Origin of the sequence: Pseudomonas rhizophila (assembly GCF_003033885.1) — a bacterium.
GTDB classification, from domain to species: Bacteria; Pseudomonadota; Gammaproteobacteria; order Pseudomonadales; family Pseudomonadaceae; genus Aquipseudomonas; species Aquipseudomonas rhizophila.
Map to the genome: position 1 here is coordinate 1,062,774 of NZ_CP024081.1, position 15,524 is coordinate 1,078,297.

Below are 15,524 nucleotides of genomic sequence, written 5' to 3' on the forward strand. Positions count from 1 at the left end.
CCAGTGTGGGAGCGAGCCTGCTCGCGATGGCGTCAGTCCAGACGCCACAGCTTCTTCAAACCGCTACATGGTAGGGATTACGCGGATCATGGTTCCAGTCCAGGAACGGCTTGCCCGTTTCCACCGTCACCATCTCGATGCAGTCCTGCACCGGGCAGGTGATCTGGCAGAGGTTGCAGCCCACGCACTCTTCATCGATCACTTCATATTTGTGCGTCCCGTCCGCTTGCTTGAGGCTGGCGATGGCCTGGTGGGACGTGTCTTCACAGGCGATGTGGCAGCGACCGCAACCGATGCAGGCCGCTTGGTCGATCTTCGCGATGACTTGATAGTTGATGTCCAGGTACTTCCAGTCGGTGGTGTTGCCCACCGCGCGACCGGAAAATGCCTGCAGGTTGGCGTGGCCGTGATCGTCCATCCAGCGTGACAGACCGTCCTTCATCTCTTCGACAATACGAAAACCGTGGAGCATCGCCGCCGTGCACACTTGCACGGCGCCACTGCCCAGGGCGATGAATTCCGCCGCGTCGCGCCAACTGCCGATGCCACCGATGCCGCAGATCGGCAAGCCTTGGGTCTGCGGGTCGCGGGCGATTTCCGCGACCATGTTCAGCGCGATCGGCTTGACCGCCGAGCCGCAGTAGCCGCCGTGGGTGCTCTGACTGCCGACGATGGGCAGGGCGACCATGCGGTCCAGGTCGACGCTGGTGATGGAGTTGATGGTGTTGATCAACGACACTGCATCGGCGCCGCCCCGATGGGCCGCCCGGGCAGCGACGCGGATGTCGGTGATGTTCGGCGTCAGCTTGACGATCACTGGCAGCGAGCAATAGGTCTTGCACCAGCGCGTGACTTGCTCGACGTACTCCGGCACCTGGCCGACGGCCGCGCCCATGCCCCGCTCGGGCATGCCGTGGGGGCAGCCGAAGTTCAGCTCGATACCGTCGGCACCCGTGGCTTCAACCAGGGGCAGGATGCGTTTCCAGGATTCTTCCACGCACGGCACCATCAACGACACGATCAGCGCCCGGTCCGGCCAGTCCTTTTTCACCTGGGTGATTTCCCGCAGGTTGATCTCCAGCGAACGGTCGGTGATCAGCTCAATGTTATTGATGCCCAGCACCTCGCGATTGGCGCCGAAGTGGGCCGAGTAACGCGACGACACGTTCACGGCCGCCGGGTCCTCTCCAAGGGTTTTCCAGACCACGCCACCCCAACCGGCCTCGAAGGCACGTACCACGTTGTAGGCCTTGTCGGTCGGCGGCGCGGAGGCCAGCCAGAACGGATTGGGGGCTTTGATGCCGGCGAAGACAATCGACAGATCGGCCATTTACGCAGCCTCCACGTTGAGCATGAGTTGAGCGTTGATCGCCTCGGCGGCAAGCTTGCCGTGCTGCACGGCCTGCACCGTCAGGTCCTGGTCCAGGCTGGTGCAGTCACCGCCGGCATACACGCCGGCGATGCTGGTGCGCAAATGCTCGTCTACCAGGATTCGTCCATCCTGGCGTTTGAGTTCACGGGCCAGCGGGTCCGCCAGCGCGTGGTCATCGAAGGCCTGGCCAATGGCTTTGAAAATCCCGTCAGCGGGCAGGTCGAAGGTGTCGGCGCCGGTGACCAACCGACCGTTCTCCAGGTGGGTGCGGGAGAAACGCATGCCCCGCACATTCCTGGCCTCGTCCAGCAGCACTTGTTGCGGTTGGGCCCAGGTCAGCAGACGCACCTGATTGGCCTTGGCGATGTCTTGCTCATGGCCGGTGGCGCCCATGTCCTCAAGGCCGCGCCGGTACACCAGGCTGACGTCCCGGGCACCGAGACGGGCCATCTGCACGGCCATGTCGATGGCGGTGTTGCCGGCACCGAGGACGATGCAGCGGTCGGCCAGCGGCAACTGGCTAAGGTCATCAGCCTGGCGCAGTTCGCGGATGTACTCGGTGGCGGCCAGCAGCCCCGGCGCCTGTTCATCGCTCAGGCCCAGTTGTTTGCTGGCGGCCAGGCCGAGGCCGAGGAACACAGCGTCGAATTGCTGATGCAAGTCGCTCAAGCTGAGGTTCTCGCCCAGCTTTTGCCCATGGCGGATTTCGATGCCGCCGATGCCCAGCAGAAAGTCCAGTTCGCGCTGGGCATAATCGTCCACCAGCTTGTATTTGGCGATTCCGTATTCGTTGAGGCCGCCGGCCTTTTCCCGGGCTTCGAACACCACCACATCGTGGCCGTGCATCGCACTGCGGTGAGCGCAGGACAACCCTGCCGGGCCGGCGCCGACCACGGCAATGCGCTTGCCGGTGGCGGCGGCGCGTTTGAACGGGTGTTCGCTGAAGTGGGCGTTGTCCACGGCGTAGCGTTGCAACAGGCCGATCAGTACCGGCGCGCACTCCTGAGCGTTGTTGCGCACGCAGGCTTGCTGGCAAAGGATCTCCGTGGGGCAGACCCGGGCACAACTGCCGCCGAGGATATTGGCCGAGAGAATCTTCTGCGCCGCGCCCTGGACGTTGTCCTGATGGATGTTGCGGATGAACGAAGGGATGTCGATCTCGCTCGGACAGGCGTTCACGCACGGCGCGTCGTAGCAGTACAGGCAACGGGATGCTTCCAGGTGCGCCTGTCGTGGGTTGAGCGGCGGCGCCAGGTCGCTGAAACGCGCGGCCAGGGTGGTCGGGTCTTCCTGGGAATGGGGGAGGTGACTCAAGGGCTGGATCATGGAATTGGCCTCACGGTGTTTGAGGTGCTGCCTCTGGTGGGCAGTGTTTTTTGTGTCCGGACTGGCCTCATCGCGAGCAGGCTCGCTCCCACAGGGATCTGCGGTGCACACAGATTTTGTATCCATTCAAAATCCAGTGTGGGAGCGAGCCTGCTCGCGATAGGCCGTAGGCCGCTATCAGCGTTTCACTGCAACCGGCCGGTGCAACTCCGCCCGCTTGCTCAACAAATCGAACACCGCCGGGTAAGCCGGTCGTTCGATGTAGCGTCCCGCTCCGCGTTCGGCCCGCAGGTCGCCATCGACCCAGACCAGCTTGCCCTGGCTGATGGTGTGGCTGGGCACGCCGCGCACGGTTTTGCCTTCGAAGATGTTGAAGTCCACCTGTTGATGGTGGGTCTTGGCCGAAATCGTGCGGCTGCCTTGCGGGTCCCAGAGCACCAGGTCGGCGTCGGCGCCGACGCGAATGGCGCCTTTGCGCGGGTAAAGGTTGAAGATCTTCGCCGTGTTGGTGGAGGTGAGGGCGACGAAATCATGCATCGACAATTTGCCGCTGTTGACCCCTTCATCCCACAGCACCGCCATACGGTCTTCGATACCGGCGGTGCCGTTGGGAATCTTGCTGAAGTCTTCGCGGCCGGCGGCTTTCTGTTCGGCGCAGAAACAGCAATGGTCGGTGGCGGTGGTGTGCAGGTTGCCTGATTGCAAGCCATGCCAGAGCGCTTCCTGATGCCCGCGAGGGCGGAAGGGCGGGCTCATCACGTAACCGGCGGCGGTCTGCCAGTCGGGGTGGCGATAAACGCTATCGTCGAGCAGCAGATGCCCGGCCAGTACTTCACCGTAGACCGGCTGACCCTGGCTGCGGGCATAGGTGATTTCATCCAGGGCTTCCTTGGTCGACACATGCACCAGGTACAGCGGCGTGCCCAGGGTCTGGGCAATACGGATGGCCCGGCTCGCGGCTTCACCTTCCACTTGCGAGGGCCGCGACAGCGGATGGGCTTCGGGGCCGGTAATGCCCTGGGCCAGCAACTTGCGCTGCAGGTGATCAACCAGCTCGCCGTTCTCGGCATGCACCGTGGGCACGGCGCCCAGTTCCAGGCAGCGCTCGAAGCTTGCCACCAAGGTGTCGTCGGCCGCCATGATCGCGTTCTTGTAGGCCATGAAGTGCTTGAAGCTGTTCACCCCGTGATGGCTGACGAGCTCGGCCATCTCTTCACGAACCTGTTCACTCCACCAGGTGATCGCCACGTGAAAACCGTAATCACTGGCGCTTTTTTCCGCCCAGCCGCGCCACTGGTGGAAGGCTTCCATCAGCGATTGCTGGGGATTGGGAATGACAAAGTCGATGATCGACGTCGTGCCTCCCGCCAGGCCTGCTGCCGTGCCACTGAAAAAATCTTCGCTGGCGACGGTGCCCATGAACGGCAACTGCATATGGGTATGCGGGTCGATGCCGCCCGGCATCAGGTATTGGCCGCTGCCATCGAGTACTTCGACATCGACGGGCACATCCAGGTTTTCACCAATGGCCTTGATCACACCCTCGGCACACAACACATCGGCGCGATAACGTTCATCATGGGTTATTACGGTGGCGCCACGGATCAACAAAGACATTCCGAGTTCCTCGCAGGCATGACCGACTGATGCCGGTTCTTTATGTTGTATAGATCATGATGGGGAAGTGATGAAGTCGTGCAGAGTTCTAATCCTGTCACGGCTGTCAGGATTAGAAGCTAGCTGGAGTTTTACGAATCGGCAAGATTATTTTTAATGGGTTGTTTGAATATATAACTCATTGAAAAATATAAATTTAATCTATAAATCACCAAAATGGTGAGCCGTCTCACCATTTTGACGCACTTGACAGGATCATTATTTGAGCGAGATTTATCATGCTAAATCAGCAGCTTGAAAGGCGTTAAAGTACGGTTTAGACGCTTCGCAATATTGTGGGGTGCACCACTTTGAATCTCGGGCTCGACAGAACGTGCAGGTCATCTAGCCTCAAGGGCACTGGCGCGCAGTGCGAGCGGACAATGAAATTAAATTAAAGCGTTAAATATCATAAAGTTGTCAGTGTTATATCGTTCAACCGGTCAACCCAGCGAGGCAATCGGCACAGTTATTGAGTGCTGTCGCTGCCAGGCAGGGCCGCCGGTAGAACGCGCGTTTTACATGCAAGTACTCCGGCCATCGCCAGTCGATGAGCAAAAATAATGAAAACAGTGGAGCGGACATGACCAGATCAACAGTGACCGAGCGCGACGGGTTATTCGAGCTTGAAGCCGGCAGCGACGTTCTCGACAGCCCCCGTTACAACCATGACATCGCGCCAACCCAGGTGCATGAGCGAACCTGGAATAAATGGCACATCACCGCGTTATGGGTCGGCATGTCGATCTGTGTGCCGACCTACACCCTGGGCGGCGTGCTCACGGCCTATTTCGGGTTGTCGGTGGGTGAAGCGTTGCTGGCCATCCTGTTCGCCAACATCATCGTGCTGATTCCCCTGACCCTGAACGCCTTTGCCGGGACCAAATACGGCATTCCGTTCCCGGTGCTGTTGCGCTCGTCCTTCGGCGTCATCGGCTCCAACGTGCCTTGCCTGATCCGCGCGCTGGTGGCGTGTGGCTGGTTCGGAATCCAGACGATGTTCGGCGGGCTGGCGATTCACCTGTTTCTCGGCTCGGTGTTCGAAGGCTGGAAGAGCCTGGGTGGCACCGGCGAAGTGATTGGTTTCATGGTGTTCTGGGTCCTGAACCTGTGGGTGGTGCTGCGCGGTGCCGAGTCGATCAAATGGCTGGAAACCCTGTCCGCGCCGCTGCTGGTGCTGGTGGGAGTCGGCCTGCTGATGTGGGCGTTGCCCAACGTCTCCCTGACCGAACTGATGGCGCAGCCGGCCAAGCGGCCCGAAGGTGCCGGCGTGACCAGTTATTTCCTGGCAGGGCTCACAGCGATGGTGGGTTTCTGGGCCACGCTGTCGCTGAACATTCCTGACTTCAGTCGTTATGCCAAGAGCCAGAAAGACCAGATCGTGGGGCAGATCATCGGCCTGCCGCTGACCATGTTCCTGTTCGCCGCCCTCGGCGTGGTAATGACGGCGGCCTCGGCGAAACTGGTGGGCGTGACCGTCTCTGACCCGGTGACCCTGATCGGACACATTCAGAGCCCGCTGTGGGTGGCCCTGGCCATGGTGCTGATCATCATCGCCACGCTCTCGACCAACACCGCCGCCAACATCGTCTCACCCACCAACGACTTCCAGAACCTGGCGCCAAAACTGATCGGCCGTACCAAGGCGGTGATGCTGACCGGGCTGGTAGGGCTGGCGCTGATGGCCCACGAACTGCTGAAGAAACTCGGTCTGATCGTTTCCGAGGTCAGCCTTGAGTCGGTCTATTCCAACTGGCTGCTGGGCTATTCGAGCCTGCTGGGGCCGATTGCCGGGATCATGGTGGTGGACTATTTCCTGATCAAGAAACAACAACTGGACCTGGCCGGGCTGTACCGCGACGACGTCTACCCGGCCTGGAACTGGAACGGCTTCATCGCCTTTGGCGTGCCCGTGGTGCTGACGCTGCTGTCGCTGGGCAGCGACGCATTCAGCTGGTTCTACAGCTACGGCTGGTTCACCGGCTCGGCACTGGGCGGGGTGATTTATTACGGGTTGTGCAGTATGCGGGCGAGCCCGTCCATCGCTAAAACTGCGGTGTAAAGGAGGGCCTCATCGCGAGCAGGCTCGCTCCCACACTGGATTGGGGTGAACGCAAGTCTGTGTGCACAGCAGATCCCCTGTGGGAGCGAGCCTGCTCGCGATAGCGGCCTCAAATACAACGAGAAAATGCCTGAAAAAACTGGAGATCCCCCATGAACGCAGCCGTCGACGTTCTACAGTCCACCCAGCAGCACATCAACCGCGACCGCTTGTGGCAGTCGCTCATGGACCTGGCGCAGCTCGGTGCCACGGTCAAGGGTGGGGTGTGCAGGCTGGCCCTGACCGATCTGGACCGCCAGGCCCGGGATTTGTTCGTGCAATGGACCGAGGCAGCCGGCTGCACCGTCAGCATTGACGCGGTGGGCAACATTTTCGCCCGTCGGCCGGGGCGCAATCCGAACCTGCCACCGGTGATGACCGGCAGCCACATCGACACCCAGCCGACCGGTGGCAAGTTCGACGGATGCTTCGGTGTGCTGTCCGGCCTGGAAGTGCTGCGCACCCTCAATGATTTGAAAATAGAGACCGAAGCACCGTTGGAGGTGGTGGTCTGGACCAACGAAGAAGGCTCGCGCTTCGCCCCGTGCATGATGGGCTCCGGCGTATTCGCCGAGAAGTTCACCCTCGAAGAAACCTTGGCCAAGACCGACGCCGAGGGCATTACCGTCGGCCAGGCACTCAATGCCATCGGCTACGCCGGGCCACGCCCGGTCAGCGGGCATCCGGTGGGGGCGTATTTCGAGGCGCATATCGAGCAGGGGCCGATCCTGGAGGACGAACGCAAGACCATCGGTGTGGTGATGGGGGCACTGGGGCAGAAGTGGTTCGATCTGACCTTGCGAGGCGTCGAAGCCCACGCCGGCCCGACCCCGATGCACCTGCGCAAGGACGCTTTGGTCGGTGCTTCGATCATCGTCGGCGCCGTCAACCGCGCGGCCCTCGGCCATCAACCCCATGCCTGTGGCACGGTTGGCTGCCTGCAAGCCTATCCCGGTTCGCGCAATGTCATCCCCGGCGAAGTGCGCATGACCCTGGATTTTCGTCACCTGGAGCCGGCACGCCTGGATTCGATGATCGCCGAGGTCAGGCAAGTCATTGATGACACTTGCCAGCAACACGGCCTGACGTATGAACTGACCCCTACGGCTGACTTTCCGCCACTGTACTTCGACAAGGGTTGTGTCGAAGCTGTGCGTGGTGCTGCCCAAGGGCTGGGCCTGTCCCACATGGACATCGTCAGCGGCGCAGGCCACGACGCGATCTTCCTCGCCGAACTGGGGCCAGCCGGGATGATCTTCGTGCCGTGCGAAGGCGGCATCAGCCACAACGAAATCGAAAACGCCGCCCCGGATGATCTGGCTGCCGGGTGTGCGGTGCTGCTGCGAGCGATGCTCGCCGCCTCACAGGCGATTGCCGAGGGACGCATGGCGGCTTGAAGCAGCTTGAGGATTAAAAGATCGCAGCCTCGTTGCACTCGACAGTTCCTATAGGGGAACGTGTCATCGCCGCGAATGGTCGTAATCTCCATGCTCCTCTGACCACATGGAGACCCGATGAGCCAGGATGTCCCGACTACCGATACCAATCGTCGTCAACTGCTGCAAATCATCGCCGGGCTGTCTGACGGGGTGATGTTGATCGAAGTCGATCAGACCATCGCCTGGGCCAACGAAGCGGCGTTGACCATGCACGGGGTCACTGACCTCAAGGCGCTGGGGGCCAACGCCGAGGAATACGCCCAGCGGTTCAATTTGCGTTATCGCAACAACCACCCGCTGACCGCGGACAACTACCCCATTGCCCGGGTCGCCCGTGGCGATGAGTTCAGCGATGTATTGGTGGAGGTCACGCCCGAGGCTGATCCGGATCGCACCTGGGTTCATCGGATTCGCAGCATGGTGCTGACCGACCGTAGCGGCCAGGCGGAATTGCTGGTGCTGATTCTCAGCGATGCCACCGAGTGGGCCAGCGCCGAACAGCGTTTCGAGAGAACCTTCGCGGCCAACCCGGCGCCAGCGGTAATCTGCCGCCTCAGTGACTTGCGCTATATCAAGGTCAACCAAGGCTTTCTGGAAATGACCGGCTATAGCCGCGAGCAGGTGATCGGGCGTTCGGTGTATGAGCTGGATGTGCTCGAGGCCGCCGAGAAACGTGACTTGGCCATCGAGCGCCTGGGGCAGGGCGCGACCATTCCGCAAATGCAGGCTGAGTTGAAACTGCCAGGGGGCGGCAGCAAGCAAGTGATTGTCGCGGGCCAGCCGCTGGATGACCTGCATGACGAAGACTGCATGCTGTTTTCCTTCATGGACATGGAGCCGCGCCGCAAGGCCGAAACGGCGTTGCGCCAGAGCGAGGAGCGCTTTGCCAAATCGTTCCGTCTCACGCCCGTGCCAACCCTGGTGTGCAGCGCCGAACAGCAATTGCTGGAGATCAACGAAGCCTTTCTCCAGACCAGCGGTTACGCCAGTGAAGAACTGCTGGGTAAAACCGTGGAGGAAATCGGCTTTCTCGACCCGGATGCCTGCGCCGCACTGTTTGCCACGCTGGAAAAAACCGCAACCGTGTCCAGCGTCGACGTCAAGGTTCACAAAAAAGGTGGGGAGCAGATCGACTGCGAGATGGCAGCCGATACTGTCGTCATTCAGGACAAGCCGTGTTATTTGCTGGTGTTGATGAACATCACCGAACGCAAACGCTCGGAGCTGGAGCTGGTGGCGGCCATCGAAGAGGTGATGAAAGATGCCTCCTGGTTCAGTCGGACCCTGATCGAAAAACTGGCCAATGTGAAGAGCATCAACGCCCAGTTGCCCAGCACTTCATTTACCGAGCTCACAGCCCGGGAGCGTGATGTGCTGGGGCTGATCTGCCAGGGCCTGGCCGACAAGGAAATCGCCGCGCGCTTGAAGCTGGCCCCCAATACCGTGCGCAATCACGTGGCGACGCTGTACTCCAAACTCGATGTTCACAGCCGCAGCGAGGCAATCGTCTGGGCGCGCGAACGCGGCCTGTTCGCCAACGAGTGGCGAATGAAGGCACCATGATGGCCAGTGCAAATGCACCGGGCGTGCTGGTGCAAATTCGGGTTTTGCCCGCGCCGTTGGCTCCTTAGGCTGTGAGGGTGCGGCATTCTCTGCGCAATGCCGCGTCCCCCACGAAACAGTCAAGGAACACGCCACAATGAGCAGTGAACGAATCAATCGTGCAATCGCCAGGACGCTTGCCGGGCCTATGAGCCCGCAGTTGCCCGCCGGTCGCTCACGGCTACAGCGCTGAGGAGCAACGGATGCCCCTACTGGCCCCCCTGCGCGCCCGACTCGAAGAAAGCTTCAAGCCACTGGCCTGCGAATGCAGCCTCAACGGCGACGGAACCCTTACCGTACGCCTGTATCACCGCGAAAGCGGGGAGGTGGATCTGGTGGTGAGCGGCATGAGCGTCGACAGCGTCCGCTCGGAAGAAAGCCTGGCAAAGCTGATCGATGAGTTGCGGTATGAGCTTGAAAACACCCCGCTGTATCGAAGTGACCCCGCCTGAGTGATCCGCTGAACTTTTCCGCTGAACTTGGTAGCCGCCACCTACAGCAGCGTCGCCCGGCAATCGAGCGCCAACCGAGCGCCGCCTTGCTCGCTGCTGCCCACTTCCAGCGTGAACCCGTGCAAGTTGACAATCGCCGCGACGATCGACAGTCCCAGGCCAAAGCCGCTCTGCTGGCTGCTGCCCTCGGCGCGGTAGAAGCGGCGAAACACAGCCTTGCGCTCCGCCTCGGGGATTCCGGGCCCGGAGTCGAGTACTTCGATGCGGCTGCTGTCGCCCTGATCAACGCCACGCAGGATCACCTCACCGCCCGGCGGGGTGAATTTGATCGAGTTGCTCAGCAGGTTGGACACCGCCTCGAACAGCAATGCCCGGTCGCCGTTGAGCAAGGGCAGGGCATCGGGCACTTCGAGGGTGAAGGTCAGTTCCCGCTCCTCGGCCAACGGTAGATAAAAATCGTGCAGTTCCTGCAACAACTGCAACGGATCGAGGCGCACGAACCCTGAGCGTCGTTGCTGGTCTTCCAGCTCGGAAATCCGCAACAAGCCCCGAAACCTCGCCATCAGGGTGTCAGTCTCGGCAATCACCTGATCCATCTGCAACGCCTCGGACGAGCCGTCCGGGGCTTGCTGCTGGATGCGATAAAGCTGGGCGCGCAGGCGAGTCAGCGGGGTGCGCAGGTCATGGGCGATGTTGTCGCACACGCCCTTGACCTCGTTCATCAAGCGTTCGATACGATCGAGCATGGCGTTGACGATTGCCGCCAGCATGTCCAGCTCATCGCGACGGCTCGACAGCGGCAGGCGATGGGTCAGGTCACCGGCCACGATGGCCTCGGCACTGGCCTGCAGTTTGCGGATGCGTTGCAACGGTCGCCGACGCAACAGATGCCAGCCGGCAATGCCCGGCAAAATGGTCAGGGACACGCCCCAGAACAGCGCGTGCAGAATGATGCGCGTGACAGCGAACAGCGAGCCGTTGTCCCGCGCCAGGACCAACCAGCGGCCGTCCTGGGTCCGGGTCGCCACCGCGTCGCAACTGTCGGAAGGAACACCTGGATCCCTGGAATCGACGCAGCCGCCGAGCATATGAATATTGCCGTCCAGCGGCAGATCGGGGGGTACGTGCCGGATCGGTCCGCTCAAGTGGCGCAATTGCGGATCGAACAGGCCGTAGGCGTCGACGCCGCGTTCATCCAGGGTCAGGCTGGCCATGAGAGCATCCTCCAACTGATCGCCATGAATACGTGCGAACAGGTGCTGACGCTGCATCAGGGAGTGCTTGGCAAGGCTGTCGAGGTAACCGAACACTTCGTAATACATCACCCCCATCAGGACCGCGCTCCAGAGCACGAACAGCGAACTGTACAGCGCCAGCAGGCGACTGCTGGAGGAGCGCCAGCCCTTAGCGGGGTTCAGCAATGACATAGCCGGAACCTCGTACCGTGCGAATCAGCGGTTCCAGGCCCGGCGGGTCGATTTTCTTGCGCAGGCGGCCGATATGGACGTCGATCAGGTTGGTGCCGGGATCGAAGTGATAGCCCCAGACCTCTTCGAAAATCATCATGCGCGAGAGGATCTGGCCGCTGTTGCGCATCAGGAACTCCAGCAGCTTGTATTCGGTGGGCAGCAGGCTGAGCAGTTGCCCGTTGCGGCTGGCTTCGCGGCTGATCAGGTTGAGTTCCAGGTCGGCCACCCGCAGTGCGGTTTCCGGTTCGCGGGCACCGTTGTTGCGTCGTAGCAGGACTTCGACCCGGGCGGCCATTTCGTCGGTGGCGAACGGCTTGGTCAGATAATCGTCGCCACCGGCCCGCAGGCCGCGCACCCGCTCGTCCACATCGGAGAGGGCGCTGATCATCAGGATCGGCGTGGCCACGCCCATGGTGCGCAACGTCGTCACGATCACCAGCCCGTCGAGCTCGGGCAGCATGCGGTCCAGGGTGATCAGGTCGTAATCGCCGCTCACCGCCCGTTCCAGGCCCTCGCGGCCGTTGTCGACCCAGTCGACATCCAGGCCGTTGCGGGTCAGTTCGGCGACGATTTCACGGGCGGTCACGGCGTCGTCTTCGATGGTCAAAATGCGGTTCATGGGCGTTACCGGTTGAGAAATTGAAGCCATTGCGCAGCATTCTGCCAAAAAATACCTGTCGGCTTTCTGAAAAAATGTTCATGGACGCCGACAGCGGTATTCACTGGCCTGGATCAACACTTGGTCACAAATAATCCCTAACATAAATTTAGTGCGCACCATCATGCTGCGTCCGTTGCCCTGCTTTGGCGCGCTGTCGCTGATGGGCACTGACACGAACCGGTGATGGTGTGCCGCAAGGAGCCGAGACCTCACTGAACCTTCAAGGAAGAGCAACATGATGCAACCTCAAGACCTTCTACGCCGAAAATTTGATATCCAGCCGCTGCAGCAGGCCGACATGACGGTGCACCTTGATGGGCAGTCCGTCAGCGCGGCCCAAGGTGAAACCGTCCTCAGCGTCATTCAGGCCCTGGGCCAGCGCCAGGTAGCACGCAACGATCACGACCAACTCAGTGGCGCATACTGTGGCATGGGCGTGTGCCAATGTTGCCTGGTCAAGATCGACGGCCGCCACAAGCGCCGCGCCTGCCAGACCCAAGTGCGTCCCGGCATGCAAATCGAAACCCGGGCCAATCGCATCGCCGAAAGGGAGGCACCATGAACCTCCATCCGGTGATTGTCGGCGGCGGGCCGGCGGGTATGGCCGCGGCCATCGAGCTGGCCACCCACGGGGTGCATTGCACCCTGCTCGAAGAAGCGCCGCGCCTGGGTGGCGTGGTCTACCGCGGGCCGCTGCGCGACGGGGTGAGCCTGGATTACCTCGGGCCGCGCTACAGCGAAGCCCTGAACAAACTCCACGGTGAGTTCCAGCGCTACGCCGGGCTGATCGATGTGCGACTCAACCACCGCGTCATCGGCGCCGAAGGGTTCAAGGCGCTGATGCTGCTGAACGCCGATGAACAACTGCGCGAGGTCAGCTATTCCCACCTAGTGCTGGCGGCCGGTTGTCATGAGCGCAGCGTGCCGTTCCCTGGCTGGACACTGCCGGGGGTGATGCTGCTCGGTGGTCTGCAATTGCAGATCAAGAGCGGAGCGGTCAAGCCGCCGGGGCCGGTGGTGATCGCCGGTACAGGCCCGTTGCTGCCGCTGGTGGCCTGTCAACTTCACGCTTCGGGCGTGGCCGTGGCGGGCGTCTATGAGGCTTGTGCCTTCGGCAAGATCGCCAGGGAAAGCCTGGCATTGCTGAACAAACCACAATTGTTCCTCGACGGCCTGAGCATGCTGGCTTATCTCAAACTGCATCGCATCCCCGTGCGTTATGGCTGGGGAGTGGTACAGGCCAACGGCGAGGGCGAGCTGGACATCGTCACCGTTGCACCGTATTCCAGTACCTGGGAGCCCGACCTCGAACGAGCCGAACAGGTCCCGGCCCAGACGCTGGCAGTCGGCTATGGTTTCATCCCGCGCACCCAATTGAGCCAGCAGATGGGCCTGGAGCATGGCTTCATCGATGACGGTTATTTGCGGGCAGTGTCCGATGCTTGGCAGCAAAGCAGCGAGGCGCACATTCACCTGGCCGGCGACGTGGGCGGGATTCGCGGTGGCGAAGCCGCCATGTTGAGCGGGCGCATCGCCGCACTGTCGATCCTGATGCAGGCCGACCTGCTGGATTGCTCCACTGCCCTGGAGTACCGCGACCGGTATAGGGCGCAACTGGACCGGATCATTCGCTTTCGCGCCGCCGTGGACCGCTACACGCAACGCGGCGCCGGACAAACCGCGTTGCCGACCGCCGACACGGTCATTTGTCGCTGCGAACATGCGACCCGCGCCGACATCGACCGCGCCCTGGAGCAGGGCGTGCAAGACATGGCCAGCCTGAAAATGCGCACCCGCGTGAGCATGGGTGACTGTCAGGGGCGGATGTGCGTGGGTTATTGCAGTGATCGCCTGCGCCAGGCCACCGGGCGTGCCGACGTTGGCTGGCTGCGGCCGCGTTTCCCCATCGACCCGATTCCCTTTTCAGCCTTTCAGAACGTCGGCACGGAGGCCCTCCGGCATGACTGAGCATCCAGACCTCAAGCACTATGATGTCGTTATCGTCGGCGGAGGCGTTATCGGTGCGTCCTGTGCCTATCAACTGTCCAAACGCAAGCCTCTGAAGATCGCCTTGATCGACGCCAAGCGCCCCGGCAACGCCACCCGCGCTTCGGCCGGCGGCCTGTGGGCCATCGGTGAATCTGTGGGCCTGGGCTGCGGGGTGATCTTCTTTCGGATGATGTCGGCCAACCGCAAGCGCCAGGCCCAGGGCGCCGCCGTGGCGGTGGACGCCAGCACGCCGCACATCCTGCCCCAGTCGTTCTTCGATTTCGCCTTGCAGTCCAACGCGATGTATCCCCGACTGCACCGCGAGCTGATGGACAACCACGGCATGGACTTCAAGTTCGAGGAGACCGGGCTCAAGTTCGTGATCTACGACGATGAAGACCGTTTGTATGCCGAGCACATCGTCGCCTGCATTCCCCACCTGGCCGATCAGGTACGCTGGCTCGACCAGGCCGCCCTGCGCGAGGCCGAGCCGAATGTCAGCCATGAGGCCCGGGGCGCGCTGGAGTTTCTGTGCGACCATCAGGTCAGCCCGTTCCGGCTGGCCGATGCCTACACCGAGGGTGCCCGGCAGAATGGCGTCGATATGTTCTTCAACACCAACGTGGCGCAGGTGCTTCGAGACGGTGCGCGGGTGACGGGGGTGAGAACCGCCGAAGCCGGGACGTTCAACTGCCGGACGCTGATCAATGCCGCCGGTGCCTGGGCGGCGGACCTGAGCGAGCAAGCCACCGGTGTGCGGATTCCGGTCAGGCCGGTCAAGGGGCAAATCCTGCTGACCGAGCGCATGCCGAAGATCCTCAACGGGTGCCTGACCACCAGCGACTGCTATGTCGCGCAAAAGGACAACGGCGAAATCCTCATCGGCAGTACCACCGAGGACAAGGGTTTCGACGTGACCACCACCTACCCGGAAATCGAGGGGTTGGTGCAGGGCGCGGTGCGCTGCATACCGCAGCTGGCCGACATCAACCTGAAACGCACCTGGGCCGGTTTGCGCCCCGGCTCACCTGATGAGTTGCCCATCCTGGGCCCGATGCGCGGCGTGGAAGGGTACCTAAATGCCTGTGGGCACTTTCGCACCGGCATCCTGACCTCGGCCATCACCGGAGTGCTGCTGGACAAACTGGTGAACAACGAGCCCCTGCCGCTGGACATCACGCCGTTCCTGGCGGATCGCTTCGAGGTTGTGCCGGTGGTAAAGCCAAAGGAAATGGAGCTGACTTGAAGCAATTCTTTGTGCCGAACACATATTTTGCAGTCCCCCGGCCCCAAACTGTGGGAGCGAGCCTGCTCGCGATGGCGTCGGATCAGTGCCATTGATGTTGATTGACCCACCGCTATCGCGAGCAGGCTCGCTCCCACATAGATCTGGGGGGGCCTCATCCGATGGTCACTCAGGAACCAACTGTGGGAGCGAGCCTGCTCGCGAAAGCGGT

The 15,524-nt window shown here is 61.7% G+C and carries 12 protein-coding genes; 7 read left to right on the forward strand and 5 right to left on the reverse strand.

The window, feature by feature from the left end:
- Nucleotides 1-55: 55 nt before the first annotated feature.
- From preA to hydA, 3 genes are all read right to left on the reverse strand, one after another.
- On the reverse strand, nucleotides 56-1,330 hold the full coding sequence (preA, locus tag CRX69_RS05005; RefSeq protein WP_047230183.1) for an NAD-dependent dihydropyrimidine dehydrogenase subunit PreA: 1,275 nt from the start codon (nucleotides 1,328-1,330) through the stop codon (nucleotides 56-58).
- Nucleotides 1,331-2,698 carry an NAD(P)-dependent oxidoreductase gene (locus tag CRX69_RS05010; protein WP_107321645.1) on the reverse strand — a complete coding sequence of 456 codons (1,368 nt, stop codon included), beginning with the start codon at nucleotides 2,696-2,698 and terminating at the stop codon, nucleotides 1,331-1,333. It lies immediately after the preceding gene.
- A gap of 177 nt (nucleotides 2,699-2,875) precedes the next feature.
- A complete protein-coding gene (hydA, locus tag CRX69_RS05015) occupies nucleotides 2,876-4,315 on the reverse strand; it encodes a dihydropyrimidinase (protein ID WP_107321646.1) in 1,440 nt (479 codons plus the stop codon).
- 622 nt (nucleotides 4,316-4,937) lie between these two features.
- Here hydA and CRX69_RS05020 point away from each other — a divergent pair.
- The 4 genes from CRX69_RS05020 (at nucleotide 4,938) to CRX69_RS05035 (ending at nucleotide 9,948) form a co-directional block, all read left to right on the forward strand.
- On the forward strand, nucleotides 4,938-6,416 hold the full coding sequence (locus CRX69_RS05020; protein ID WP_047230186.1) for an NCS1 family nucleobase:cation symporter-1: 1,479 nt from the start codon (nucleotides 4,938-4,940) through the stop codon (nucleotides 6,414-6,416).
- Between the two features lie 152 nt (nucleotides 6,417-6,568).
- Complete coding sequence (locus CRX69_RS05025; protein WP_047230187.1) at nucleotides 6,569-7,852, forward strand: Zn-dependent hydrolase; 1,284 nt, start codon at nucleotides 6,569-6,571, stop codon at nucleotides 7,850-7,852.
- A 117-nt stretch (nucleotides 7,853-7,969) separates the two neighbouring features.
- The gene (locus CRX69_RS05030; RefSeq protein ID WP_076385278.1) at nucleotides 7,970-9,457 is read left to right on the forward strand and encodes a PAS domain S-box protein; all 1,488 of its coding nucleotides are present in this window, start codon (nucleotides 7,970-7,972) and stop codon (nucleotides 9,455-9,457) included.
- Nucleotides 9,458-9,699: 242 nt separating this feature from the next.
- Nucleotides 9,700-9,948, forward strand: a complete 249-nt coding sequence (locus CRX69_RS05035) for a DUF1652 domain-containing protein (RefSeq protein ID WP_107321647.1) — start codon at nucleotides 9,700-9,702, stop codon at nucleotides 9,946-9,948.
- A gap of 41 nt (nucleotides 9,949-9,989) precedes the next feature.
- On the opposite strand, the gene CRX69_RS05040 is transcribed toward CRX69_RS05035, so the two are convergent.
- Both CRX69_RS05040 and CRX69_RS05045 read right to left on the reverse strand, forming a co-directional pair.
- Nucleotides 9,990-11,375, reverse strand: coding sequence for a sensor histidine kinase (locus CRX69_RS05040; RefSeq protein ID WP_107321648.1), 1,386 nt, complete (start codon nucleotides 11,373-11,375; stop codon nucleotides 9,990-9,992).
- A complete protein-coding gene (locus CRX69_RS05045; RefSeq protein ID WP_047230191.1) occupies nucleotides 11,353-12,036 on the reverse strand; it encodes a response regulator transcription factor in 684 nt (227 codons plus the stop codon). The genes CRX69_RS05040 and CRX69_RS05045 overlap by 23 nt, the downstream gene beginning before the upstream one ends.
- A 280-nt stretch (nucleotides 12,037-12,316) precedes the next feature.
- On the opposite strand from CRX69_RS05045, the gene hcnA reads away from it, so the two are divergent.
- Genes hcnA through hcnC form a run of 3 tightly spaced genes read left to right on the forward strand, consistent with a single transcriptional unit; the run spans nucleotide 12,317 to nucleotide 15,313 of the window.
- Nucleotides 12,317-12,640 (forward strand): cyanide-forming glycine dehydrogenase subunit HcnA, encoded by a 324-nt coding sequence (hcnA, locus tag CRX69_RS05055; RefSeq protein WP_076386697.1) that lies wholly within the window; start codon nucleotides 12,317-12,319, stop codon nucleotides 12,638-12,640.
- Nucleotides 12,637-14,046 (forward strand): cyanide-forming glycine dehydrogenase subunit HcnB, encoded by a 1,410-nt coding sequence (gene hcnB, locus CRX69_RS05060; RefSeq protein ID WP_107321649.1) that lies wholly within the window; start codon nucleotides 12,637-12,639, stop codon nucleotides 14,044-14,046. Before hcnA ends, hcnB begins: the two co-directional genes overlap by 4 nt.
- Nucleotides 14,039-15,313, forward strand: coding sequence for a cyanide-forming glycine dehydrogenase subunit HcnC (gene hcnC, locus CRX69_RS05065; RefSeq protein WP_107321650.1), 1,275 nt, complete (start codon nucleotides 14,039-14,041; stop codon nucleotides 15,311-15,313). The genes hcnB and hcnC overlap by 8 nt, the downstream gene beginning before the upstream one ends.
- Nucleotides 15,314-15,524 lie beyond the last annotated feature (211 nt).

Excerpts from the sequence above, each read along its gene's own strand:
- hcnA (WP_076386697.1), top strand. The coding sequence starts at position 12,317 with ATGCAACCTCAAGACCTTCTACGCCGAAAATTTGATATCCAGCCGCTG.
- CRX69_RS05020 (WP_047230186.1), top strand. The coding sequence starts at position 4,938 with ATGACCAGATCAACAGTGACCGAGCGCGACGGGTTATTCGAGCTTGAA.
- CRX69_RS05030 (WP_076385278.1), top strand. The coding sequence starts at position 7,970 with ATGAGCCAGGATGTCCCGACTACCGATACCAATCGTCGTCAACTGCTG.
- CRX69_RS05035 (WP_107321647.1), top strand. The coding sequence starts at position 9,700 with ATGCCCCTACTGGCCCCCCTGCGCGCCCGACTCGAAGAAAGCTTCAAG.
- hydA (WP_107321646.1), bottom strand. The coding sequence starts at position 4,315 with ATGTCTTTGTTGATCCGTGGCGCCACCGTAATAACCCATGATGAACGT.
- CRX69_RS05040 (WP_107321648.1), bottom strand. The coding sequence starts at position 11,375 with ATGTCATTGCTGAACCCCGCTAAGGGCTGGCGCTCCTCCAGCAGTCGC.
- CRX69_RS05010 (WP_107321645.1), bottom strand. The coding sequence starts at position 2,698 with ATGATCCAGCCCTTGAGTCACCTCCCCCATTCCCAGGAAGACCCGACC.
- CRX69_RS05045 (WP_047230191.1), bottom strand. The coding sequence starts at position 12,036 with ATGAACCGCATTTTGACCATCGAAGACGACGCCGTGACCGCCCGTGAA.
- CRX69_RS05025 (WP_047230187.1), top strand. The coding sequence starts at position 6,569 with ATGAACGCAGCCGTCGACGTTCTACAGTCCACCCAGCAGCACATCAAC.
- hcnB (WP_107321649.1), top strand. The coding sequence starts at position 12,637 with ATGAACCTCCATCCGGTGATTGTCGGCGGCGGGCCGGCGGGTATGGCC.
- hcnC (WP_107321650.1), top strand. The coding sequence starts at position 14,039 with ATGACTGAGCATCCAGACCTCAAGCACTATGATGTCGTTATCGTCGGC.
- preA (WP_047230183.1), bottom strand. The coding sequence starts at position 1,330 with ATGGCCGATCTGTCGATTGTCTTCGCCGGCATCAAAGCCCCCAATCCG.